Genomic DNA, 23,100 nt, shown 5'->3' with positions numbered 1-23,100 from the left:
AGAATCTCTATTGAATGAGTCCCTAAAAATTATTTTGACAAAGTTAATGCAATTTTTCGACTATGCCAGATGAGAAATTTTGAGAATTTTATTTCAAAATTTGGATAAGTAAAAAAAACAGCCTACCTTTGCTGTCCGTTTCGGAAGAAACGTTCTTTCGGGGTGTGGCGCAGTTGGCTAGCGCATCTGGTTTGGGACCAGAGGGTCCTGTGTTCGAGTCACAGTACCCCGACAGATTGAAGAAGACGGCTGGAAGCAATTCTGGCCGTCTCTCGTTTTGGTATGATTGGCATTATCCGCCGGTCCGGTATTCTTCATCTGTCTTTTGGGGGGGAAGTGAACCATTTTCCCGCTTTTTTGGTGCACTTTCCCGCTGGAAATGTTGATTCTACCGCCATTTCGCCTTTTTTCCCGGGGAAAGTGAACCACTTTCCCGCGAATCAGGTGCACTTTCCCCTGAGGTTATTAAATGCCGATAGTCAACGCATCCATAAAGTTGGCTACACTTCACGGTTCCATTTCGTGACAGATAAAGCAACATCCCGGGAGAAAAAAGACAAAGGCCATGATGAAGGAAGGAAAACCGTATTTTATCGGCAAATTTTCCACCACATAGCCATCTTGTTGAGGTTGATAGTGTTGATAATCAGTGTGTTGTAAAAACGTGGGCTGGCTTTGGGTACTTTCTGAAGTACCCAAGCGCAGGGGTAGTTTTGGTAAAATGTTGATTGTCAATATATTGTAAAACTACCAGCTGGCTATGGGGTAGAAAAAGTGTCCCGTCCGTTCATACTTCGCTGTACGGCCTTACATATTAAGAAGCTGTTCTCCCGAAAGGATGGCAGTTGATTTTGTTCGGGTCATGGAAGAGAAATAAGGACACGGAAGATTCCGACCGGAATTATCCGTTGGTCCGGAAAAGGAATGGAAGCGGAATGAGGGGGTAAAATAGGAATTTATCGTGTCATTTTCCACCCCACAGCCAGCCTTCTTTTCTGGATCCGCTGACAGTCAATGGTTTACAAAAACAGGGATGGATTTGGGTACTTCACAAGGTACCCAAGCGCAGGATGAATTTTGGTAAAACATTGATTATTAATGTGTTATAAAAATAGTGGATGGACATGGGGTGGAAAATGGAATGAGGAGGGGAAAAATGTGTCCCGTCCACCTGCCGCCTGCCGCCTACCCGGTGTTAGAATATTCCGTAGAGGGCTGAGCCGGAGCCTGACATGGATGCGTATACCGCGCCGACTTCGTATAGGGAGGCTTTGATTGCTCCCAAGGCGGGGTGTTTTCTGAATATGCTTTTTTCGAAATCGTTGACGATACGGCCTTTCCATTGCTCCAAGGGCAGGGAGGATATGAGTTCACGAAGCCCGGTTTCGGGCATTGCTGGTTTTACTCCCGAGTAAGCCTCGGCGGTAGAGACGGCTATCCCCGGTGTCACAACCCCGATTTTGCGGCCCGAAAGGATGGGGCAGGAGATGGGTGTCAGGATTTCGCCACGGCCTGAAGCGAACATCGGTCTGTTGTAGATGAAGAACGGCACATCGCTTCCGAGGTGGGAGGCATGGATTGCGAGCCTTTCATCGTCAAGCCCGAGCGAAAACAATTCGTTCAGCATTTTCAGGGTGAAGGCAGCATCTGCCGAACCTCCTCCGAGTCCGGCCCCGGTAGGAATTCTTTTGGTAAGGGAAATGTCGGCCCCGGTAAGCGGATAGTGTGCGGCCAGTTCATTGTAGGCCTTGATGCACAAATCCTTGTCTTTCGGCCATCCGTTTTCGGAAAAATCATCATTATTGGTCGGCTTGTCCATGCCCGGTGTTCCTTCCGTGCCGGGCAGGCTGTCGGCCCAGGATATTTTCAGTGTTGTCCGGCCGTCCGTGCGCGGGGTGATTTCGAGGGTATCGTACAGGTCGCCGTCATAGCCGAAATCTTTAGTAAGCGGTATGAAAACGGTCTCGATATCATGAAAACCGTCATCGCGGCGTTTCAGGATATTGAGACCTATGTTGATTTTCGGATTAGGAAAACTTTTCATGTCAGCATTTCCGCTTGTAAAAGCATTACAGCTTGTGGCAATATTCTCGCTCGGAGCAGTGTTTCACTTGTGCGAGCATTTCCGCTCCGGCGGTTATCCGCACTTGGAGTAGCCGCAGTCCATGCAGACAAGGCAGCCTTCCTGGTAGACGAGGTTGTTGGAACCGCATTGACCGCATTTCTTTCCGGTTTCGTCCTTGGTACCGTTAGGGATGTATCTCTTCAAGGCGCGTTCCACACCGTTCTTCCATGTGTTGATTGAATCGGAATCGAGTTCGAGGCCCTGTACGAGGTTGAGGATGTCAACGATAGGCATTCCGTTGCGAATGACACCGGAAATAAGTTTCGCATAGTTCCAGAACTCTTTGTTGAACATGTGCGAGATGCCTCCCACGACGTTCTCATATCCGTATTTGTCCATGTAGTGGAAGTCATAACGGGATTTTCCTCCGTTAGGATTTTTCTTCTTGACTATCCAGCCATGGTCTATGGCTGCCGGGATATGGCGGCTGTCATCGTCCACGAGACCGGTGAAGATTTCGTATGGACGGCCTTCCATAAGTCCCACGAGGGCAATCCAGTTTTCCTTGCCGTTGCGGAACCTTATGACATCGGCTTCGAGGGATATTGGCCTCTTGCGCGGATGGCGGTAGGTGTCTTTCTCCTTCTCCTTGTTGGAGACAAGCACGCCGGAGCGTGAGCCTTCACGGTATACGGTGATGCCTTTGCATCCGGATTCCCATGCGGTGCGGTATACTTTGGCCACCATCTCTTCGGTTATGTCGGACGGGAGGTTTACCGTAACGCTTATCGAATGGTCCACCCATTTCTGGATTTCTCCCTGCATCCTTACTTTCGCTACCCAGTCTATGTCCGCACTCGTGGCCTTGTTGTAAGGCGATTCCTGTACGAGTTCAGCAAGCTCGTCCGGGGTCATCTGCTTCACCTGTTCGATGTTGTATCCTGCAATTTCGCACCAGGTGAGGAATTTGTGGTGGAAGACATAGTATTCTTCGAAGCAGTCTCCCTGTTCGTCCTTGTAGGATATCCTGACATTCTTGTCATTAGGATTCACTTTCTTGCGGCGTGTATAGAACGGGAGGAACACCGGTTCTATACCGGAAGTGGTCTGGCTCATCAGGCTGGTAGTGCCGGTAGGTGCGATTGTAAGCATCGAGACGTTGCGCCTGCCGTATTTTACCATGTCTTCGTAAAGTTTTCCGTCCGCTTCCTTGATTCGGAGAATCATAGGGTTGTTCATTTCCCTGCGGTGGTCGTATATAGGGAAGGCACCCCTTTCTCTGGCCATTTCGACGGAGCATCTGTAGGCTTCGACAGCAAGGGTTTTCTGTACATTTACGGCAAAGTCTATGGCTTCATCGCTGCCGTATCTCATCCCGAGGGCTGCAAGCATGTCGCCTTCGGCCGTAATGCCGAGTCCTGTACGGCGGCCTCCAAGGGATTTCCTGCGGATTTTTTCCCAGAGTTCAAGCTCGGTGCGCTTGATGTCCATCTCTTCCGGATCATCGGTAATCTTCTTGATAATCAGGTCGATTTTCTCAATTTCCAAATCGAGGAGATCGTCCATCATGCGCATGGCCTTTCTTACGTGCGCCTTGAAAAGGTCGAAATCGAAGCGCGCTTTGTCCGTGAACGGGTCGGTTACGTATGAATACAGGTTGATTGCTATGAGACGGCAGCTGTCGTAAGGACAGAGAGGAATCTCTCCGCAAGGGTTGGTGCTGACCGTCCTGTAACCGAGGTCGGCATAACAGTCGGCAACAGATTCGCGGAGCACGGTGTCCCAGAAAAGCACACCGGGTTCGGCCGATTTCCAGGCGTTGTGGATGATTTTCTCCCAAAGCGCTGCGGCTTCGATGTCCTGTCCGTATTTTTCCGGAACTGAAGGGTCGATAGGGAAACGCTGGTGGTATTCCTTGTGGTCGAGGGCCGCTCTCATGAATTCGTCGTCGACTTTGATGGAAACATTGGCGCCGGTTATCTTCCCGGGCTGCATCTTTGCGTCGATGAATCTTTCGGCATCAGGGTGTTTGATGGACAGGGTGAGCATGAGGGCCCCGCGTCTGCCGTCCTGCGCCACTTCACGGGTGGAGTTGGAGTACCTTTCCATGAACGGCACTATGCCGGTCGAGGTAAGGGCGCTGTTCATCACAGGAGAACCTGTAGGCCTTATGTGTGAAAGGTCGTGTCCGACACCTCCGCGGCGTTTCATCAGCTGCACCTGTTCTTCGTCTATCTTCATGATGCCGCCGTAAGAATCGGCCGGATGGTCGGAGCCTATTACGAAACAGTTCGAGAGTGAAGCTACCTGATGGTCGTTTCCGATGCCTGCCATAGGGCCTCCCTGCGGTATGATGTATTTGAAACGGTCGAGCAGTTCGAAGATTTCCTCTTCGGAGAGCGGATTAGGATAATTTCTTTCTATCCTGGCAAATTCACGGGCAAGCCTGTGATGCATTTCTTCCGGATTTTTCTCGTAGATATGGCCGAAAGAATCCTTCTGCGCATACTTGTTAATCCATACTGAAGCCGCCAATTCATCGCCCTTGAAATATTCCCGACTGCTTTCAAGGGCCTCTTCATACGCAACTGTCTTTTCCATTGTAGTGCTGTTTACATGATAAGGAATACAAAGATATACTATATAGGCGCAAGTGTGAAAAGAAAATTCAGATACTTATCAATAGGTTATCAACATGTAGGCCAATGCGCTCTTTGTCAGTATCTTCATGTATCATTCCGATAATCGGTGAGACGAAGGCGCGGAGCAGAATGTCCCGTGCGTTTTTTTCGGATATTCCACGGGAACGCATATAGAAAATCTGGTTCTCATCGAGTTTTCCGATAGTGGCCCCATGGGAACATTTTACATCGTCAGCGTAGATTTCGAGCTGGGGGAGGGTTTCGATTCTTGCGTTTTCGCTCAGGAGGATTCCGTGGCTCTCCTGATACGCCTCGGTCCTCTGGGCTCCCGGGGCGACCGTGATTTTTCCGTGGAAGCCGCATTTCGCGTTTCCGGAAGCGATTGTGCGGAAAGATTGCGTGCTCGTGCAGTTTTCGGCGAGATGCCTTACGTTGATTTTCATCTCCGTACCGTCATTCCCTTTGCAGATGGCGGCCCCGTATATCCTGCATGAAGCGTTTTCGCCCGTGAGACGGATATCCGTGGCGAGTGAAAATCCTCCATCAGCCGCCGAATCACCGCCCGAGAGGGAGACGATTACGATTTCCAGGCTTCCTCCTTCCCGTATCTCGATGTCTGCGGGCAGTCTTTCTTCTTTTGTGCAGCCTGCCCCGTGTACGATTGTAAGCGCCATGCGCTCTTGCTGGCTTATGACGAGCCTTTTGTTGCCGGTACCGTTGTCACCCATGGTTCTTACTTGTTGATAATCCAGTCGTAACCGCGCTGTTCGATTTCTTTCGCAAGCTCTTTTCCCGCCTCGTAGACAATGCGCCCGCCCGCGAGAACGTGTACCTTGTCCGGTACTATCATGTCAAGGAGCCTTTCGTAGTGAGTGATGACTATTGCTGACGTATCTTCCCGCTTGAGGCTGTTTACCCCGGCGGCCACTATTTTCATCGCATCCACGTCAAGTCCGCTGTCGGTCTCGTCAAGGATTGCAAGTACGGGTTCGAGCATGGCCATCTGGAAAACTTCGTTCCTTTTTTTCTCTCCCCCGGAGAATCCTACGTTCACATCCCTTTTCGCAAAGTCGCTTTTCATCTGTACAAGCTGCATCTTCTCTTTCATGAGTTTGAGGAACTCGCTTCCCGTAAGGGGCTGAAACCCTTTAGCTTCACGGTGTGCGTTCACTGCCGCTTTCATGAAGTTGGCGTTGGATACGCCCGGTATCTCTACCGGGTATTGGAAACTCAGGAAGATGCCTTCTCGGCTTCTTTCTTCCGGAGACATTGCGAGGAGGTCCCTGCCTCTGAAGGTGATTTCGCCTTCGGTCACTTCATAGCGGTCCCTGCCTGTGAGCACCGCCGACAATGTGCTTTTGCCGGCACCGTTCGGCCCCATGATGGCATGGATTTCGCCTTCGTTTATCGTAAGGTTTATGCCTTTGAGTATTTCCTTGCCGTCTATGCTGGCGTGCAGATTCTTTATTTCAAGCAATTTATTCATTTTTCTATAAAAATTTTCGGTTTATCCCACGCTGCCTTCAAGTGAAACCGACAGGAGCTTCTGGGCTTCCATCGCAAACTCCATAGGCAGCTTGGCGAGGACTTCCTTTGCATAGCCGTTCACTATCAGGCCTACGGCGTCTTCTTCCGAGATGCCTCTCTGGCGGGCATAGAAAAGCTGGTCTTCGCTGATTTTCGATGTCGTGGCCTCGTGTTCCACTACGGCGTTGGGGCAGCTGCTCTGTATTACCGGGAAGGTATGCGCCCCGCAACGGTCCCCTATCAGAAGGCTGTCGCACTGGGAAAAGTTGCGTGCGTTTTCGGCGGTTTTCGCAAACCTTACGAGTCCGCGGTAGCTGTTCTGGCTCCGGCCGGCCGAAATGCCTTTGCTCACAATCCTGCTCCGGGTGTTCCTCCCTATGTGTATCATCTTTGTACCCGTATCGGCCTGCTGGAAGTTGTTGGTGAGCGCTACCGAGTAGAACTCCGATACGGAGTCGTTCCCTTTCAGTATGGTGCTCGGGTATTTCCATGTAATGGCGGAGCCGGTTTCGACCTGTGTCCAGAAGAGGCGGCTCCGTTCCCCCTTGCATATTCCCCGCTTGGTGACGAAGTTGTAAATGCCTCCCCGCCCCTGTTTGTCGCCGGGATACCAGTTCTGTACGGTAGAGTATTTTACTTCTGCATCGTCCAGTACTACTATTTCGACTACGGCGGCATGGAGCTGGTTTTCGTCCCTCATCGGGGCGGTGCAGCCTTCGAGGTAGCTTACATAGGAGCCTTCATCGGCGACGATGAGGGTCCTTTCAAACTGTCCTGTGCCTTTTGCGTTGATTCTGAAATAGCTCGACAATTCGATAGGGCATCTGACCCCTTTCGGTATGTAAACGAACGAGCCGTCGCTGAATACGGCCGAGTTGAGGGCGGCAAAATAATTGTCCCCGGCCGGAACTACACTTGCAAGGTATTTCCTTACCAGTTCCGGATGCTCTTTTACGGCTTCGGAAAAAGAGCAGAAAATGATGCCTTTCTCGGAAAGGACCTGTCTGTATGTCGTAGTCACCGATACGGAGTCGAAGACCGCATCGACCGCAACTCCTGCCAGAGCCTCCCTTTCGTGGAGGGGGATGCCGAGTTTCTCGAAAGTCTCGGCCAGCGCCGGGTCTATTTCCTTAGGCCTGTCCTTGTCTTTCTTCGGGGCGGCATAATAGACTATGTCCTGATAGTCTATCGGAGGTATGTCGAGATGCGCCCATTCCGGCATTTTCATCCCGCACCATCTTTTGTATGCGTCGAGACGGAATTCAAGCAGCCATCCGGGCTCTCCCTTTTTTGCCGATATGAGCCTTATGATGTCTTCGTTCAGCCCTTTGGGGATGAATTCCTGCTCCACGTCGGTGGTAAAACCGTGCTCGTATTCGTTCTCGGTTATATTTTTTATTATATCGTTTCCGGTATTTTCCATAACGGTGCAAAAATACGAAGTTTTTCGAAACCCTGGAAAACATTTCCGCGAAAAGCGGAAGCCGGACGGAAGGCTTTCCCGGACCGTTTGCCGGTGTCATGACGGGCTTCATGGCTTGCGGCCATAAATAATTTTTGGCTTTTTGAATATTTTCAGTAACTTGCGGTTTTGTGGCTGCGACAGATTGTATCCCTGTACAGTCCGGCCGATTGTTATGGACTGATATTTAATTTAATACCTATTGCAGATGAAGAAACGTTTTTACCTGATGACACTCGCTTTTTTTGCGATTGCGGCAATGTCCGCGATTGTGTCATGTACGCCGCACAATACCGGTGAAGATGGAGACAGGGTGCCTCTCCCTTCCCCGGAAGTGTCGGTACGTGAAGCCGGAGAGACTTCTTTTTCCATAGTATGGAGTCCTGTTGCCGGTGCGGAATCCTATAATTACAGTTGCGATTGGACAGGGTACCGCACCGAAAATACCGCTGATACTTTGTTGTCGTTTTCCGGACTCGTGCCGGATTCCACATATAGGGTGAGGGTGTCGGCTGTTCCTGCTTCCGATGCGGTGATGTTTAAAGAATCGCCTGCTGAGGAGGTAAGTGTTTACCTGGAAAGCAACGGGTCCGATCCGGAGCCTGACCCCGACCCTGAAGGCGACATGTTTACCATAGAAATGTATGATGATCCGAGCAGCATGGAAGTGATCTATACGATTACGCCGGAAGATCCGCAGATGCTTTTTTACAGGGACTGTTTTACCGATGTCCAATGGAGCGAAATGGGAGGCAATTCCGAGGATGTGTGGGCCAATGCGTTGCAGGGATATATGGATTTCTTCGGAAGTTCGTGGCTGAACATGGTTGCCGAAACCGGGTTCGTGGAGTCTTTCTTCGACTATGTTTATGACGAGCATACATACATACTCGTGGCCGGTATAGATTCTCTTGGCAACCGCATCACTTCCGTCGTGGATACGGTGTTTTATTCCGGACCGGTCCCTCCTTCGGACATTACTTTCGATGTGGAGGCCAGGGATGTCGGAATATCCAGCGCTGTGGTATGGGTGTATCCGTCCAACGATGACACGTATTCCATGCTGCTTGTGGAAAGCGTGTCCCTCAAGGATTATTCGGAGGCGGATATTGAGGATTTGATCAGCATAAGCTACGGCGATTATATCAATGACGGACATGTATACAGCGGCGAAATGAACATGACATACCGTGAAGGCCAACTGGAGCCTGATACCGAGTACACGGTTCTTGTCTTCGGATGGAATACGGCCTTGAGCACTGATGTGACGACGTATTCATTCAGGACTGAAAAGGCCTCGGGAAGTTCGGATCTTACTTTCGAATGGGAGATGGAAATACTCGGTCCGACACAGATACATGTTGTGGTGACTCCTTCCGATCCGGCTTCGCAGTATATGGTCGTTCCTATGCCCGACTATGATTACGAGGAGTTCGGCAGCGATATAAACGCATACGTGGAATATGTGACGATGGGCATGATAACTCCTTATGAATATGCGAGGATGTTTGCGCATACCGGGACCACGGACAGGGTGTTCAATGATTGGGACGACGGTATATATCCGGGAAGTTCGTACATGTTTTTCGCTGTAGGACTGGATTTGGACAACGAGTCGGAAACGGTTTCATTCTATGAACCGCAATTCTATGGCGAAATGGTTACCACGCCGACCGAATAAATCAAGGGACCGGATGATTTTGAATGATTGAAACTATTATGAACAATTTTAAAACGAAGTTATTATGAAATTGAAATCCTTTATTTTCGGCGCAATCGCCGTTTTGGCTTTCGTGTCGTGCGACAGGAACACGGATGGGTTGGTGCTCGATGCCCCTGTTCTTGAGATTTCCGATACATCTTCGACATCGTTTACGGTGGCATGGAATGCCGTAGAAGGTGCGGACATGTATACTTATGAGTTTATGGAAGATCAGGCAAGCACCGAGAAACTTTCCGTGTCTTTCGAAGATTTGAAGACCGATACATTGTATACGGTCAAGGTCAAGGCCGTGTCTACGGTCGCCAAGGCTGAATCCGAATGGTCGGAGATAAACGTGGAACTCGTTTCCTCTGGAACATCTCCGGATCCTGAGTACGTCATCAATCTGACAGCGGAAATGAAGCCGGACATGGTACTTAATGTAAAGACATCGCCCACCGATAAGGAAGCTCCTTATTATTTCGAGCCCGTGCCGGGATCCATTTACGAAGGCTTCAATGATGATCCCGAAGCCATGTTTATGGATATAATCAATACATATCTGGAGTATTATCAGTATGATAGTGCGATGGCGTTCGAAAACCTCAAAATGACCGGAGATGAAGACAAGGATTATAATATATCCAAATATGCCGAGCCGGAGTTCTTCGTTTTCGCGGCGGGAATAGACGAGGAAATGAATATAACCACGGCTGTTGAGTCTGTGAAAGTTTCCTTGGATCTTCCTGTTTCGGAAAATAAGTTCGTCATTGTCGTGGACGTATGCACGCAGTCCGAGATAAGGGTGACGGTGGCTCCTACCAACGGCGACCAGTACGCGCTCATACTTCAGGATAAGGAAACCGTGGACGCCTTGTCGGATACACAGCTCAAGAGTCTCCTCCTTTCACTGGTAAATGATAACAACTTGTGTGTCAATGAGACTACAATGACATATAACAAGAATATCGTTCCGTCCCACGACTATTCCATTTTAGTGTTCGGTTACGAAGAAGGTGTCATAACTACGGCAATAAACCGTAAGGACATAAGGACTCCGGATCCCGTGGTAGTCGAGGACCTTACATTCGAGTTCGAAATTACGCCTGTCGGTCCGCGGGAAGTGGACGTGGAGATCAGGCCTTCTGACGAAGCTGCTTCATATTTTTACGATGTGGTGAGCCTGTCCGACTGGACCCAGTATTATCAGAATGAGCCGTCCCTGTATGTGGAGGAGATGGCAGATTCGCAGGGACGCGATGTTCTGGACTATCTGGATGCTTTCGGTTCCATAGGTACGGTGACATATACTTATGATGATTTTTATCTTTCTCCGGACAGCGACTACGTTCTGTTCGCTATGGGCTATTATGTCGAAGGCGATCAGGTCATTTGGCTCGAGGCCCAGTATGAAGACTTTCATACTCCGGCTGATGAAGGAGGAGAAGGCCCTGTCGAGAATCTTACTTTCGAATTGCAGATAATGGGCGTGGAAATAGGCAGATTTTATGTGGACGTAATACCTTCGGATAACAATGCCCCTTATGTTTATGCGGTGATGACCGATATCGAATACGATGAATATTTCCTCCCGGACGATATTTACGGCTATTTCTATCAGCAGTACGAAAACTCGGGATTCGAAGGCACTTTCGCGGCTTATGTGGAAAGCATCAGCAAGACGGGAGAATCGTACGAACTGTCTGACTATTATCAGAGCGACGACTGTTGGTATTATAAACTGATTGCTGCCGGAGTGGTAGTGGACGGGGATAATGTGACGTTTTATGCCCCATCCGAGATGTATCTCTGGTATGAGACGTGGTAGGCCGGACCATGCTTTTTAAGAAGATGTCCGTCCCTGGCGTATTGTAAATTGAAAATAAATCATGGATATGGGAAACAGTAAGGCCGTACAGGATGACCGCTTTTCTTCGATAGGGAAGCAGGAGGCGATAAGGAGGTTGTATGCGACGAGTCCTTTTTCGCGTTGCGACAGCCTTGTCCTGCCTTCGGAGAACGCAGGGAAAAAAGTGGAAAATGTGTCGGCATTGCTGTCGGAAGGTACTGACTTCGACCTGACATACAATCCTTTGAAACATTTGGGCTATAAGAGCGTACTGTCAGTTTTGGGGGAATTGTATGTCAGGATGGCCAGGCCTTACGGACTTTCGATAAGGATAGGGGTTTCTTCCAAATCGGAATTTCCTCAAATATCCGAACTCTGGAGCGGGATGTCGGCGGCGGCCGAAGAGCATGGCGTATCGGCCGTTTCTTTGGACTTGCTTCCGTCTCGTAATGGGCTGCTGATTTCGCTGTCGGCTGCGGGATTCGTGCCGGCTTCGCTTGAAAATCCCGAGTCCCCTCATTCGATGGACCTGATTTGCGTATCCGACAATCTCGGCTCCGCCTACATGGGTCTGCATGTGCTCGAGAGGGAAAAAGCGGCTTTCAATGCTTCGGTCGGCGTGGAGAAACAGCCGGATTTGAAGAAATACGAATACCTGCTCAGGGCTTATCTCCGTCCCGAAATCGACGGTCATGTGATTGATGATTTCGAAAAGGCGGGCTTTGTGCCTTCCTGCGGATATTTTTTGCGGAACGGTCTTGCGGATGCCGTCAGACGCCTTTCACGGGATATCGGGTTCGGTGCGAAAATATATCTGGACCGCATACCGATTGCGGACAAGGCCTTCGAAATGGCGGAGGAGATAGGCATGGATCCTCTTGCCGCTGCGTTGAACGGCGGAGACGATTTCAGGTATCTGTTCGTCGTTCCGATAGCAAGGCATGATGTGTTGAGGCATGATTTCCAGACTTTCGATATTATCGGCCATCTTGCCAGACCGGAAGCCGGAGCTGTCATTGTCACCCCCGAGGGGGCGGAATTGCCGTTGAAGGCTCAAGGGTGGTAGGCCTGTCGGAAGCCCTATAATCGGATTTTCAGAAACCCGGCGATGTCATCGAGGACTTCGCCGGGTATTTTGCCTTGTACGGCATATTCGGCCGGAGACGGCTCTCCCTCGCCTTTGTGGAAGATATGGTTCAGTCCGGGATATGAAATGAACCGTGCATCGGCATTCCCTCCCGCTTCATCCGCCCATGCTTCCCATATCCGGATTTCTTCGGCCGGGACCTGGTAATCCCTTCCGCCCTGAAGGAAAAGCATCGGAAAAGCCTTTGCGCAGAGGCCTGCCATGACAGCCTTTTTGTCGTAGTCTACTCCCTCTATGTATTTTTGAGGAAGTTCCATGAAAGTTTTACGTATCCGGGCAAGTTCTTCGCGGTTATAAGCGTTGCCGAGAACCCCAATCTGGTGTTCTATCGTTTCCGCCATTGTCGAGGCCGGTGCCGCCAGCATTATGATTCCGTCGAGAAGCCCGTCAGTGTCGGAGGCTGCGATATAAGGAGCCATTCCGGCTCCGAGCGAATGCCCTATGATGAATATTCTTTCGAATCCCAAAGAATCGGCAAGGGAGGCCGCCGACAGGGCGTCGTCGGTACACTCTTCTTCAATGGTGGGTTCTTCCGGGTTTGCGAATGCCTTTTCGCCGTAGACGTAAGTACGCTTGTCGTAGCGCAGTACGGCTATCCCTCTGTGCGACATGGCCGCAGCAATCTCTTTGAACAGTTTGTTAGGGCCGAGGGTTTCATCCATGTCGTTCGGGCCGGACCCGTGTACCAGTATCAGCACGGGGATGGAGTCGGGTGCTTTTTGTCTCGGTACGGTCAGCCTTGCAGGCAGTTTGAATTTTCCGGTATGGACGGCCAGTTCTTTCTCTTCCCATCCTTCGGCGAGTTCATGGATGTCGGAAAATTCTTCATCCGGGGCCGGTTCCGGCAGGGGAGGGGCGATTTGCAGCCCTGCGATTTTCCCGTCTGAATCGAATACCGTCATGAGCGAAACCTTGCCGTTTTCAAACGAGAGATTGCACCATTTTCCTCCCGGAACTCCGTCAAGGTCGTGCCATCCGCCGTTTGAGGAGTATTTTCCCATTTGGGATTCGAGCCCGCCCCAAAGCGAGGACAACTGCTCCACGCTGACGGCCGAACGTACCGCATTGTCGCACATTAAAAAAACCATGCTTCCGTTTCCGTTTCGGAGAAGGTCTAGTACCATCTGCGGTCCCCGGTCTCCGGCTCCCGGCTGGGCGGAACCGAATATTCCGATAATCAGTGTCGCTAAAAAGAGTCTGAACATGTTGCTCCTGTATTTGTTATTGTAAATTACAAATATAACGTTTTTCCTATTTAGGGAAATACTTGAAAAAACGTTTCACTCGCCCGATATTATTGCGCAAGTTCTTGTTATCTTTGCTGACGGAAAAATTTTTGAGAAAATATGTCATTCGTTCATCTTCATGTCCATTCGCAGTATTCCATCCTGGATGGGGCGGCTTCCGTTCAGAAATTGGTAGACAAAGCCATAGCATACGGCCATCCTGCCGTTTCGCTCACCGATCACGGGAATATGTTCGGTGTCAAGGAGTTTTTTTCGTATATCAAAAAATACAACAAGTCGGACAAGGCCAAGGAGACCGGGACTATCAAGCCAATAATCGGTTGCGAGGTATATGTGGCGAAGGCCGACAGGAAGCTGAAGGATAAGGAGCACAAGGGATATTATCACCTGATACTTCTGGCGAAGAACATGACAGGCTATCACAACCTCATGAAACTCGTTTCTTTGGGTTATATAGAAGGTATGTATTACAAGCCGAGGATAGACCACGAGATTCTGGCCATGTACCACGAAGGGCTGATTTGCTGTTCGGCGTGCATAGCGGGCGAGATTCCGCGGCTGATACTCGATGACAACCTTGAAAAGGCCGAGGAGGCCGTGCTCTGGCACAGGGAGCTTTTCGGGGAAGACTATTATCTGGAAGTACAGCTGCACAAGACCGAGGTGCCGGGACAGAGCCTTGAGGTGTATGAAAAACAGTCGAAGGTAAATGCGGAGATTTTCCGGATTGCGGAAAAATACGGCATCAGGGTGTTGGCGACAAATGACGTGCATTTCGCGGACAGGGAGGACGGGCCGGCGCACGACAGGCTCATCTGCCTGACGACCAATACGGACTACAATGCGCAGGACAGGCTCAGATATACCCAGCAGGAGTATTTTAAAAGCGAGGAGGAGATGGCCGCCCTGTTCCCCGGACATCCGGAAGTCATATCGAATACGCTGGATGTGGCGGAAAAGGTCGAATATTATGATATAGACTCGGGCCATATCCTTCCTATTTTCCCGATACCCGAAGAGTTTCCGGATTCGGACGAATACCTGAAGCACCTTACTTACAAGGGGGCGGAAAAACGTTATCCGGACATGCCCGTGGAGACGAAGGAGAGAATCGATTTCGAGCTGGAGACCATCAAGAGGATGGGTTTTCCGGATTACTTCCTGATAGTGCAGGATTTCATCATGGAGGCGAAACGCCGGGGCGTGTCGGTTGGGCCGGGAAGGGGTTCGGCGGCAGGTTCGGCCGTGGCATATTGTCTGGGAATAACCAATGTGGACCCGATAAAATACCAGTTGCTGTTCGAGCGTTTTCTCAATCCCGACCGTATCTCGATGCCGGATATCGACATAGATTTCGATGATGACGGGCGTTATAAGGTGTTCAGGTATGTCGAGGAAAAATACGGCAAGGACCATATTTCGCATGTCGTGACTTTCGGAACGATGGCGGCCAAAAGCGCCATTAAGGATGTCGCACGTATCCACCAGTTGCCGCTTGCCGAGGCCAACCGCCTTGCAAAACTTGTCCCGGACAAGCCGTTCGATGTCACGGAAATGGTGGAAAAGGATGTCGAGGAGGACGATCCGGACCGTCCGGGAGAAAAGAGGAAAATACGCAAGAAGGTAAAGGAAGTCAATTCGAAAAAACCGACACTCGCCAATTGTGTCAAATATCTTCCGGAATTCAAGGCCGAGATGGAGAGTCCGGACCCTTTGATACGGGATACGTTGAAATATGCGGTGCAGCTGGAAGGTACGGTCAGGCAGACCGGGGTTCATGCCTGCGCCATGATTATCGGCCGGGACGACTTGACAAAATACATACCTATCAGCATTGCTCCGGACAAGGATACCGGGCAGGATGTCTGGGTTTCCCAGTACGAGGGGAGCTTTATCGAAGAAGTGGGCATGCTGAAGATGGACTTCCTCGGGCTGAAGACGTTGAGTATCATAAAGGAATGTCTTTCAAACATAAAGAAATCGAAGGGAGAGGAGTTCGATATCGAGCAGATTCCTATCGATGACGAAGAGACCTACAAGCTGTATAGCCGTGGAGATACCACGAGCGTGTTCCAGTTCGAGTCCCCGGGAATGAAAAAATGGCTGAAGGAACTCGTCCCAAACCGTTTCGAGGACCTGATAGCGATGAATGCCCTGTACCGTCCCGGGCCTATGGACTATATTCCGTCGTTCGTAGCCAGAAAACACGGCAAAGAGGCTATTTCATACGATCTTCCCGATATGGAGGAATATCTTGAGGACACCTATGGCGTTACCGTATACCAGGAGCAGGTCATGCTTCTGTCCCAGAAGCTCGCAGGCTTTACGAAAGGCCAGGCGGACCGGCTGCGTAAGGCAATGGGAAAGAAGAAGAAAGACGAGATGGACAAGCTTTACGGACTGTTCATATCGGGCGGTATTGAGAAGGGACATCCCGAAAACATATTGAAAAAGATTTGGGCTGACTGGGAAAAATTCGCCCAGTATGCCTTCAACAAATCCCATGCGACATGCTATGCCTGGGTAAGCTATCAGACGGCCTACCTCAAGGCCCATTACCCGGCCGAGTTCCAGGCGGCCAACCTCAGCAAGCAGCTCGGGAATATCGATGAAATCAAGAAGATAATGGAGGACTGCAAGCGTTCGCGCATACAGGTTCTCGGACCGGATATAAACGAGTCGGAAACACGTTTTACGGTAAACAAGGACGGCGCAGTGCGTTTCGGCCTCGGCGGAGTCAAGGGCTTCGGCGAAAAAGCCGTGGAGATGATTCTGAAAGAGAGGGAAAACGGGCCGTTTGCGGATATTTACGATTTCATGGAAAGGATTCCGCGGGGACTTCTCAACAGAAAGACTTTCGAGTACCTCCTCCTTTCCGGAACCTTCGACAGTCTCGGCATAACACGGGCACAGTATTATGTTCCGAGCGGGAAAGACGAATGTTTTATCGATTCGCTTCTGAAATACGCCGACCTTTACAAGCGGGGCGAAGAGGCGGGTGCGGTTTCGCTTTTCGGGGATTCCGATGCCATGAAACCTCCGAAACCGCCTGTTCCGGCGATGCCGCACGAGCAGAACGAGGATTATTTCCGCAATATGGAGAAGGAGCTCGTCGGGATGTATCTTTCCTCCCATCCGTTAGACAGATATGCTTTCGAGGTAAATGCCTTTGCCACAAATAGATTGGACGAGATAGACCCGTTGGTGGAAGAGAGCAATTCCAATCCAAAATTGGAGGGGTGCGCCGTTTCTGTCGCAGGCTATGTGACGAGTTTTACCAGTATGGTCTCCTCGGTAAGCAACAAGCCTTGGTGCAAATTCGTCGTCGAAGATTTCGACGGTTCGAAGGAGTTTGCGCTTTTCGGCAAGGACTATGAGACTTTCGGCCCGAAGGTGCAGCTCCACCATACCGTGCTGATAGAGGGCGAAATAGCCCCGAGATATTATGTGGACAGAAAAGACCCGAAAGCGAAAAAACCTGAAAATACCTTTAAGATTAAGAAGATATCTCTCCTCGGCAATGTTTCCGAAGAACGTGTCAAGAATCTTACGATAGAGGTTGCCACGGACATGATTACTCCCGATTTCAGAAAGAATCTCGTTTCTGTACTGAAAAAACACAAGGGGAAAAACAGGTTTGTACTGAAACTGGTGGACAGGGAGTCCGAATATGTGGTGGATTTCTTTTCGAAAAAATATGCGGTTTCGGTGAACATGTCCCTTCTGGACGAGCTGCGGGGGATGAAAGTGCCATATAAAGTCGTGACCCAATGAAGAAGATTTTCCTTTCCCTGTTTCTTGTTTTTGCCGTGTCGTCCGTATACTGACCTTGTTTTTCTTTCCGCCTGAACGCCGAAACGGCGGATACACTTGCCGGTCTTGCCGCTCTGAAAGGAGCGGACATGACCCTGTATTCGCTTTATAACGACAATCTTGCCCATGACAAGGACAAGGCGATGGAATATTGCTAAAAAAAATAAGCCGGCGGATAATTCCGTCCGGAATCTTCTGTGGCCTTATTTCTTGCCCATGACCCGGCACAAAATCAACTGCCCTCCTTTCGGGAGAACAACTTCTTAATATGAGTAAGGACGTACAGCGAAGTGGGAACGGACGGGACAATTTTTCCACCCCACAGCCAGGTAGCATCTTTATAAGGCGCTGATAATGAACAACATATTAAAATCACACCTGCTTTTGGGTACTTTTTGAGGCACCCAAAAGCATCTTGCGTTTTTGTAAGTCATTGATTACTAATTATTCCAAAAGAGACCAGATGGCTGTGGGGTGGAAAATGACACGACAAAATCCTATTTTTCCTCCTCATTCCGCTTCCATTCCAGTTCCATCCCTTTTCCCGTCACAAATCGTCCTGTTCCCGGTTTTGCAAGAAATACGGGTGGCCGGGCACGGATTATCGAGCTTAATCCCTTTATGCAGTTATGTGAAAAATCATCTGAAGAGTTTGCCGTTGTGAAAACCTTTTTTATTTTTACGGAAGAATTGATATTTATGTAATATAAAATATGAAAACCCAGTCAAGACATTTGATCGGTCTCGGCAGCGGCATCGCCGCAGGTATCCTTGTTATTCCGGTGGCGTGTTCCCCGGATGCGGACAAAGGAAAAAAGGAAGTCAGGCCGATGAATATCCTGTACATAATGTGCGACGACCATTCCTATCAGACGATAAGTGCGTATGGAGGCGGACTTATGGACACTCCGAATATCGACAGAATAGGAGACTCCGGAATAGTCTTTACAAACAGCTTCGTGGCCAATTCGGTAAGCGCCCCGAGCCGGGCCTGCCTGCTTACCGGGAAACACAGCCACAAAAACGGCATGACAGACAATACGAAGACCTTCGACGGCTCACAGCAGACTTTCTCGAAGCTTCTCAGGCAGGCCGGATACCAGACTGCCATAGTTGGCAAGTGGCACCTTGTATCGGAACCTACCGGTTTCGATTACTGGAACATACTTATCGGACAAGGCGAGTATTACAATCCAGTCTTTATAGACAACGGAGTGAAAAAGACGGTAGAAGGATATGCTACGGAGGTGACTACGGACATAGCACTTGACTGGCTTGAAAACGGGAGGGACACGACGAAGCCTTTCTGCCTTTTGCTCCACCACAAGGCTCCGCACCGTACCTGGATGCCGGATACGGCCGATTTGGGCGCCTTCGATAATGCAGACATCCCTTTACCCGTGAATTTCTATGACGGTTATGAAGGCCGTCCGGCCGCTGCCGCACAGGAAATGGAGATTGCCCGGCACATGGATTTGGTTTATGACCTGAAGATGGCCGACAAGGAAGGCGAAATCCATACCGATACGGGCCTTGAAGACTATGGGCGCGCCATGTACAACCGGATGAGCCCGGAACAGAAGAAGGCCTGGGATACCTATTACGACCCTATCATAGAGGAATTCAAGGAAAGCGGCCTGAGTGGAAAGGAACTCGCCGAATGGAAATACCGCCGTTACATGCAGGACTATATGAGCGTTATCCGTTCGGTTGACAGGAATGTCGGCAGGGTGATAGACTATCTTCAGGAAAACGGTCTTTGGGAAAACACGATAGTGGTATATACTTCTGACCAGGGCTTCTACATGGGCGAGCATGGCTGGTTCGACAAGCGTTTTATGTATGAGGAATCTTTCCGCACCCCGATGCTCGTGCATTATCCCGGAGGGTATCAGGGGGAAATAGATGCCTTCGTCCAGAATATAGACCATGCTCCGACCTTCCTTGAGGCTGCCGGAGCCGAAATTCCCGAAGACATACAGGGCGAATCGTACCTGTCTTTCCTCAAGGACGGGAAAGAACCCCGTGACGGACGTTGGAGAGAGGCCCTGTACTATCATTATTACGAATATCCCGGAGAACATGCAGTGCGCCGTCATTATGGGATACGCACCGACAGATACAAACTGATTCATTTTTATGGAGATATAGACTCCTGGGAACTCTATGATTTGAAAGAGGATCCGCATGAAATGAACAACCTCTGCGGTGACGACGGATATGACCGGATTCAGAAAAAACTGTATAAAAAACTGGTCGGATTGCAGAAACTGTATGAAGACACCACGGCCTTAAAAGAAAATTCGCGATGAAAATCAGCATCATATCATTATTGGCGGCTTTGACCGCGGCAACCATTATTTTTCCGAATAACGCAATGGGACAGAACAGTAAGAACATGAAAGGGCAGAAAGAAGAAAAGGATTTGACAAAATGGGTGAATCCCATGATCGGGACATCGAAGATGGGCCATGTTTTCCCGGGGGCCTGCTATCCTTTCGGAGGCGTGCAGCTGAGTCCGGATACGGACACCGTACCTCACAATATCGGCGGCGTATACCAGCCGAAAGCATACGAGTACTGTGCAGGTTATCAATACGCGGACAATACGATAGTCGGTTTCAGCCACACCCATTTCAGCGGCACGGGGCATTCCGACCTCGGCGATGTGCTCATAATGCCGACGACAGGGCCGCTGAAACTCCGTCCGGGGTCCAAGGAAGATCCTGACAGCGGATACAGATCGCGTTTTTCTCATGAAAACGAAACCGCCCGTCCAGGGTATTATGAAGCCTTTCTCGACGATTACGGAATCCGTGCGGAACTTACCGCTACGCCGAGGACCGGAGTCCACCGTTATACCTATCCGGATGGGGCTTCCGAGCAACGGATAATCCTCGACCTCATACACGGCATATACAATTATGACGGGAAAACCCTCTGGGCGCAGATAAGGGTTGAAAACGACACTCTGATAACAGGTTACCGCATTACCAACGGCTGGGCGCGCACCAATTATGTATATTTTGCAATCGAATTTTCACGTCCTATACGCAATTACGGATATGAAGAATTCGCGGATGTCCTTTACAACGGATTTTACAGACGTTTCGATACGAAACACAATTTTCCCGAAATCGGAGGGAGGAAAATAGTGGCCTGGTTCGAGTTCGACCCTTCCGAATCGCAGGAACTTGAAATAAAGGTGGCACTTTCGGCTACCGGGACCGACGGAGCCTTGAAAAATCTCCGCGCGGAGACTTCAGGAAAGGATTTCGGGCAGTTGGCTGCCGAAGCGCACGATGCCTGGAACGGTGCGCTGTCTGTCATGGAGGCCGAGGGTGACGACGATGCCATGGCCATGTTCTATACTTCACTGTATCATACCATGATAAATCCTTCCGTATACATGGATGTGGACGGCAGGTACAGAGGAGTGGACGGCAATATCCACCAGGCGGACGGTTTTACGAATTATACCATATTTTCTACCTGGGACACTTTCCGCGCCCTGCATCCTCTTTACAATCTTATCCAGAGGGAGCGCAGCCGTGACATAATGGAGTCCCTGCTTGCCCATTCGGAGCAGAGCGTACACGGGGCATTGCCTGTGTGGAGCCATTTTGCCAATGAAAACTGGTGTATGATAGGGTATCACAGCGTGCCGATTCTCGCCGATGCGATAGCAACCGGCATACCGGTGGACGGCAGGAGGGCCCTGGATGCCATGGTGCGCAGTTCCAATATTCCGTACTATGAAGGCATAGCCGACATGCTTGAACTCGGATATGTGCCGATAGAGGCTTCGGCGAGCTCGGCTTCCGTAACCCTCGAATATGCATACGATGACTGGACCGTTTACAGGACGGCCCTTGCGGTGGGGGATTCGGCTACGGCTTCCGTGTATAAGAAGAGGTCTGAAAATTATAAAAACATTTTCGATCCTCAGACCCTCCATGCCCGTCCCCGCTACAGGGGCGGCCGCTTCAAGGAGGATTTCGATTTGCAGAGCACCCACGGCCAGGGTTTCATAGAGGGCAATTCGCTTAACTATTCGTTCTTCGTACCTCACGATGTTCCCGAGTTAATCAGGCTGATGGGAGGGGAGGAACAGTTCATAACCAATCTCGATTCGCTTTTCACGATGCATCTGCCGGACAGTTTCTTTGCCGAGACCGAGGATGTTACGCGCGAAGGCATACTCGGAGGCTATGTTCATGGCAATGAACCGAGCCACCATGTGGCATTCCTTTATACGTGGACTTCCCAGCCGTGGAAGACACAATATTGGCAGAGGGAGATAATGGACAGGATGTATGTCAACAAGATAGACGGTTTGTGCGGAAACGACGACTGCGGGCAGATGTCGGCATGGTACATATTTTCGGCAATGGGCTTCTATCCGGTGTGCCCGGGTTCCGGCGAGTATGTACTGGGCGCGCCGTATTTGCCTTATATCAAGGTGAACCTTGAAAACGGCAGGACATTCGAAATCAAGGCCCCTGGAGTCAGTCCGAAGAAACGTTATGTAAAGTCCGTGCGCCTGAACGGTGAAAAATACGAAGGGCGGACGATATCGTATGCCGATATCCTTGCCGGCGGAGTCCTCGAATTCGAGATGTCTTCCCGATATGGGAAATAATAGTATTGCGTAGCGTTTTGTTCCAATCAATCTGGTTAATCGGGGAAAGTGAACCGTTTTACCACGAATCCGTGGCACTTTCCCCAATTTTATCCAATTTTTCCCAATAAGCGCAACATTTCGCCTTTTTGGGAATGACGTTTTAAAACAATATGGTACATTTGCCGGTGATTCATTGATTTTAATGAATTTTAATGGTCAATGGATGGTAATGTGATGGTAATGTGATGGTAATGTGATGGTAATGTGATGGTAATGTGCGGGAGATTATGAAAAGGAGATTGTACCATATCTGTTACACCTCTCATCTGGAGGTGTTTTGCCGGAGTTACAAAGATTATTGCATGATGTTCAACTGCATAGCGCAGGCAATGCTTAAGACCCAAAGCAACCTGCTTGCTTACAGTATCATGTCTACTCATGTCCATATTATATGCGAATGTTTTAGCCCTTCGGATTTGGTCAAGCGCATACGTAGCTCGTATGTGCAGATGTTCAATTACAGGTATTGTCGCAGGGGCTCGCTTGGCGAGGAATCGTTTTTCTGTGACAGCTTGGAAGGCAGGCGTCATGTGACCACGGCAATCAGTTATGTCGTGCGGAATCCGTTGCATCATGAAGTATGTGCCAATCCGTATGCTTACCCGTTTTCTTCAATCGGTCAGTATTTTAGGGACTGTCGTAAAAAGAATAAAACTTCATAACGAATTAATTGTCAATGTAATATAAAATTTGTATCTTAGCTAAAGATAAAAAGAATACCTCCAATTGCCCTGAAAAAGCCAAATTTGGAGGTATCGCAAAAATTAATCTGCATGGCAAAGGTACAAAATTTCTCTGGAATATCACCCGATCTTCCTTTCACGGAGTTCGATTTTTATGAATTGTATAGGCAGACATTCGCGACTAGCGAGCTGGGAAAAATCAGGAAGAGGCTGCCGCTTGGTGAGATGGCAGAGAACTTTGGACTGATAAGCAAGAGCATGAGAGCGAAGAAAGGACGA

The 23,100-nt window shown here is 49.8% G+C and carries 13 protein-coding genes, 1 tRNA gene and 1 pseudogene; 9 read left to right on the top strand and 6 right to left on the bottom strand.

What is annotated here, in order from left to right; genetic code table 11:
- Positions 1 to 158: 158 nt before the first annotated feature.
- Positions 159 to 232 (top strand) — tRNA-Pro (locus B5F83_RS05090).
- 963 nt (positions 233 to 1,195) lie between these two features.
- On the opposite strand, the gene B5F83_RS05080 is transcribed toward B5F83_RS05090, so the two are convergent.
- The 5 genes from B5F83_RS05080 to sufB all read right to left on the bottom strand — a co-directional run bounded on the left by B5F83_RS05080 (position 1,196) and on the right by sufB (position 7,657).
- Positions 1,196 to 2,044 carry a hypothetical protein gene (locus B5F83_RS05080; RefSeq protein ID WP_087277869.1) on the bottom strand — a complete coding sequence of 283 codons (849 nt, stop codon included), beginning with the start codon at positions 2,042 to 2,044 and terminating at the stop codon, positions 1,196 to 1,198.
- Between the two features lie 93 nt (positions 2,045 to 2,137).
- Positions 2,138 to 4,666, bottom strand: coding sequence for an adenosylcobalamin-dependent ribonucleoside-diphosphate reductase (locus tag B5F83_RS05075; protein ID WP_087277873.1), 2,529 nt, complete (start codon positions 4,664 to 4,666; stop codon positions 2,138 to 2,140).
- 67 nt (positions 4,667 to 4,733) lie between these two features.
- A complete protein-coding gene (locus B5F83_RS05070) occupies positions 4,734 to 5,435 on the bottom strand; it encodes a SufD family Fe-S cluster assembly protein (protein ID WP_087277876.1) in 702 nt (233 codons plus the stop codon).
- A gap of 5 nt (positions 5,436 to 5,440) precedes the next feature.
- Positions 5,441 to 6,184, bottom strand: coding sequence for a Fe-S cluster assembly ATPase SufC (sufC, locus tag B5F83_RS05065; protein WP_087277970.1), 744 nt, complete (start codon positions 6,182 to 6,184; stop codon positions 5,441 to 5,443).
- Between the two features lie 30 nt (positions 6,185 to 6,214).
- Complete coding sequence (gene sufB, locus B5F83_RS05060) at positions 6,215 to 7,657, bottom strand: Fe-S cluster assembly protein SufB (protein ID WP_087277879.1); 1,443 nt, start codon at positions 7,655 to 7,657, stop codon at positions 6,215 to 6,217.
- Between the two features lie 247 nt (positions 7,658 to 7,904).
- Here sufB and B5F83_RS05055 point away from each other — a divergent pair, with 247 nt between their 5' ends.
- The 3 genes from B5F83_RS05055 (at position 7,905) to B5F83_RS05045 (ending at position 12,313) form a co-directional block, all read left to right on the top strand.
- Positions 7,905 to 9,377, top strand: a complete 1,473-nt coding sequence (locus B5F83_RS05055) for a fibronectin type III domain-containing protein (RefSeq protein ID WP_087277881.1) — start codon at positions 7,905 to 7,907, stop codon at positions 9,375 to 9,377.
- Positions 9,378 to 9,441: 64 nt separating this feature from the next.
- Positions 9,442 to 11,226: a fibronectin type III domain-containing protein gene (locus B5F83_RS05050; RefSeq protein WP_087277884.1), complete on the top strand. Its 1,785-nt coding sequence runs from the start codon at positions 9,442 to 9,444 to the stop codon at positions 11,224 to 11,226.
- A gap of 67 nt (positions 11,227 to 11,293) precedes the next feature.
- A complete protein-coding gene (locus B5F83_RS05045; RefSeq protein ID WP_087277887.1) occupies positions 11,294 to 12,313 on the top strand; it encodes an AIR synthase related protein in 1,020 nt (339 codons plus the stop codon).
- 14 nt (positions 12,314 to 12,327) lie between these two features.
- Here B5F83_RS05045 and B5F83_RS05040 read toward each other — a convergent pair whose 3' ends face one another.
- Complete coding sequence (locus tag B5F83_RS05040) at positions 12,328 to 13,599, bottom strand: alpha/beta fold hydrolase (protein ID WP_087277890.1); 1,272 nt, start codon at positions 13,597 to 13,599, stop codon at positions 12,328 to 12,330.
- 141 nt (positions 13,600 to 13,740) lie between these two features.
- Here B5F83_RS05040 and dnaE point away from each other — a divergent pair, with 141 nt between their 5' ends.
- The 5 genes and pseudogenes from dnaE to B5F83_RS05015 form a co-directional block, all read left to right on the top strand.
- A complete protein-coding gene (gene dnaE / locus B5F83_RS05035; protein ID WP_087277892.1) occupies positions 13,741 to 17,415 on the top strand; it encodes a DNA polymerase III subunit alpha in 3,675 nt (1,224 codons plus the stop codon).
- A gap of 752 nt (positions 17,416 to 18,167) precedes the next feature.
- Complete coding sequence (locus tag B5F83_RS05030; RefSeq protein ID WP_087277894.1) at positions 18,168 to 19,766, top strand: sulfatase; 1,599 nt, start codon at positions 18,168 to 18,170, stop codon at positions 19,764 to 19,766.
- A gap of 65 nt (positions 19,767 to 19,831) precedes the next feature.
- Positions 19,832 to 22,096 carry a GH92 family glycosyl hydrolase gene (locus tag B5F83_RS05025; protein ID WP_162607154.1) on the top strand — a complete coding sequence of 755 codons (2,265 nt, stop codon included), beginning with the start codon at positions 19,832 to 19,834 and terminating at the stop codon, positions 22,094 to 22,096.
- Positions 22,097 to 22,365: 269 nt separating this feature from the next.
- Positions 22,366 to 22,800 carry a transposase gene (locus B5F83_RS05020; protein ID WP_087277900.1) on the top strand — a complete coding sequence of 145 codons (435 nt, stop codon included), beginning with the start codon at positions 22,366 to 22,368 and terminating at the stop codon, positions 22,798 to 22,800.
- A 111-nt stretch (positions 22,801 to 22,911) separates the two neighbouring features.
- Positions 22,912 to 23,100: pseudogene (locus B5F83_RS05015) on the top strand (DDE transposase); the annotation flags it as partial.

Source organism: Muribaculum sp. An289, from assembly GCF_002159555.1.
Classification (GTDB): Bacteria; Bacteroidota; Bacteroidia; order Bacteroidales; family UBA932; genus Merdivivens; species Merdivivens faecigallinarum.
This window is presented reverse-complemented; position numbering and strand designations above follow the sequence as displayed.

Bases quoted from the DNA above. Each gene is read 5' to 3' on its own strand.
- B5F83_RS05030 (WP_087277894.1), top strand. From the start codon at position 18,168: ATGAAAACCCAGTCAAGACATTTGATCGGTCTCGGCAGCGGCATCGCC.
- dnaE (WP_087277892.1), top strand. From the start codon at position 13,741: ATGTCATTCGTTCATCTTCATGTCCATTCGCAGTATTCCATCCTGGAT.
- B5F83_RS05025 (WP_162607154.1), top strand. From the start codon at position 19,832: ATGGGACAGAACAGTAAGAACATGAAAGGGCAGAAAGAAGAAAAGGAT.
- B5F83_RS05020 (WP_087277900.1), top strand. From the start codon at position 22,366: ATGAAAAGGAGATTGTACCATATCTGTTACACCTCTCATCTGGAGGTG.
- sufB (WP_087277879.1), bottom strand. From the start codon at position 7,657: ATGGAAAATACCGGAAACGATATAATAAAAAATATAACCGAGAACGAA.
- B5F83_RS05070 (WP_087277876.1), bottom strand. From the start codon at position 5,435: ATGGGTGACAACGGTACCGGCAACAAAAGGCTCGTCATAAGCCAGCAA.
- B5F83_RS05040 (WP_087277890.1), bottom strand. From the start codon at position 13,599: ATGTTCAGACTCTTTTTAGCGACACTGATTATCGGAATATTCGGTTCC.
- B5F83_RS05075 (WP_087277873.1), bottom strand. From the start codon at position 4,666: ATGGAAAAGACAGTTGCGTATGAAGAGGCCCTTGAAAGCAGTCGGGAA.
- B5F83_RS05080 (WP_087277869.1), bottom strand. From the start codon at position 2,044: ATGAAAAGTTTTCCTAATCCGAAAATCAACATAGGTCTCAATATCCTG.
- B5F83_RS05055 (WP_087277881.1), top strand. From the start codon at position 7,905: ATGAAGAAACGTTTTTACCTGATGACACTCGCTTTTTTTGCGATTGCG.
- B5F83_RS05050 (WP_087277884.1), top strand. From the start codon at position 9,442: ATGAAATTGAAATCCTTTATTTTCGGCGCAATCGCCGTTTTGGCTTTC.
- B5F83_RS05045 (WP_087277887.1), top strand. From the start codon at position 11,294: ATGGGAAACAGTAAGGCCGTACAGGATGACCGCTTTTCTTCGATAGGG.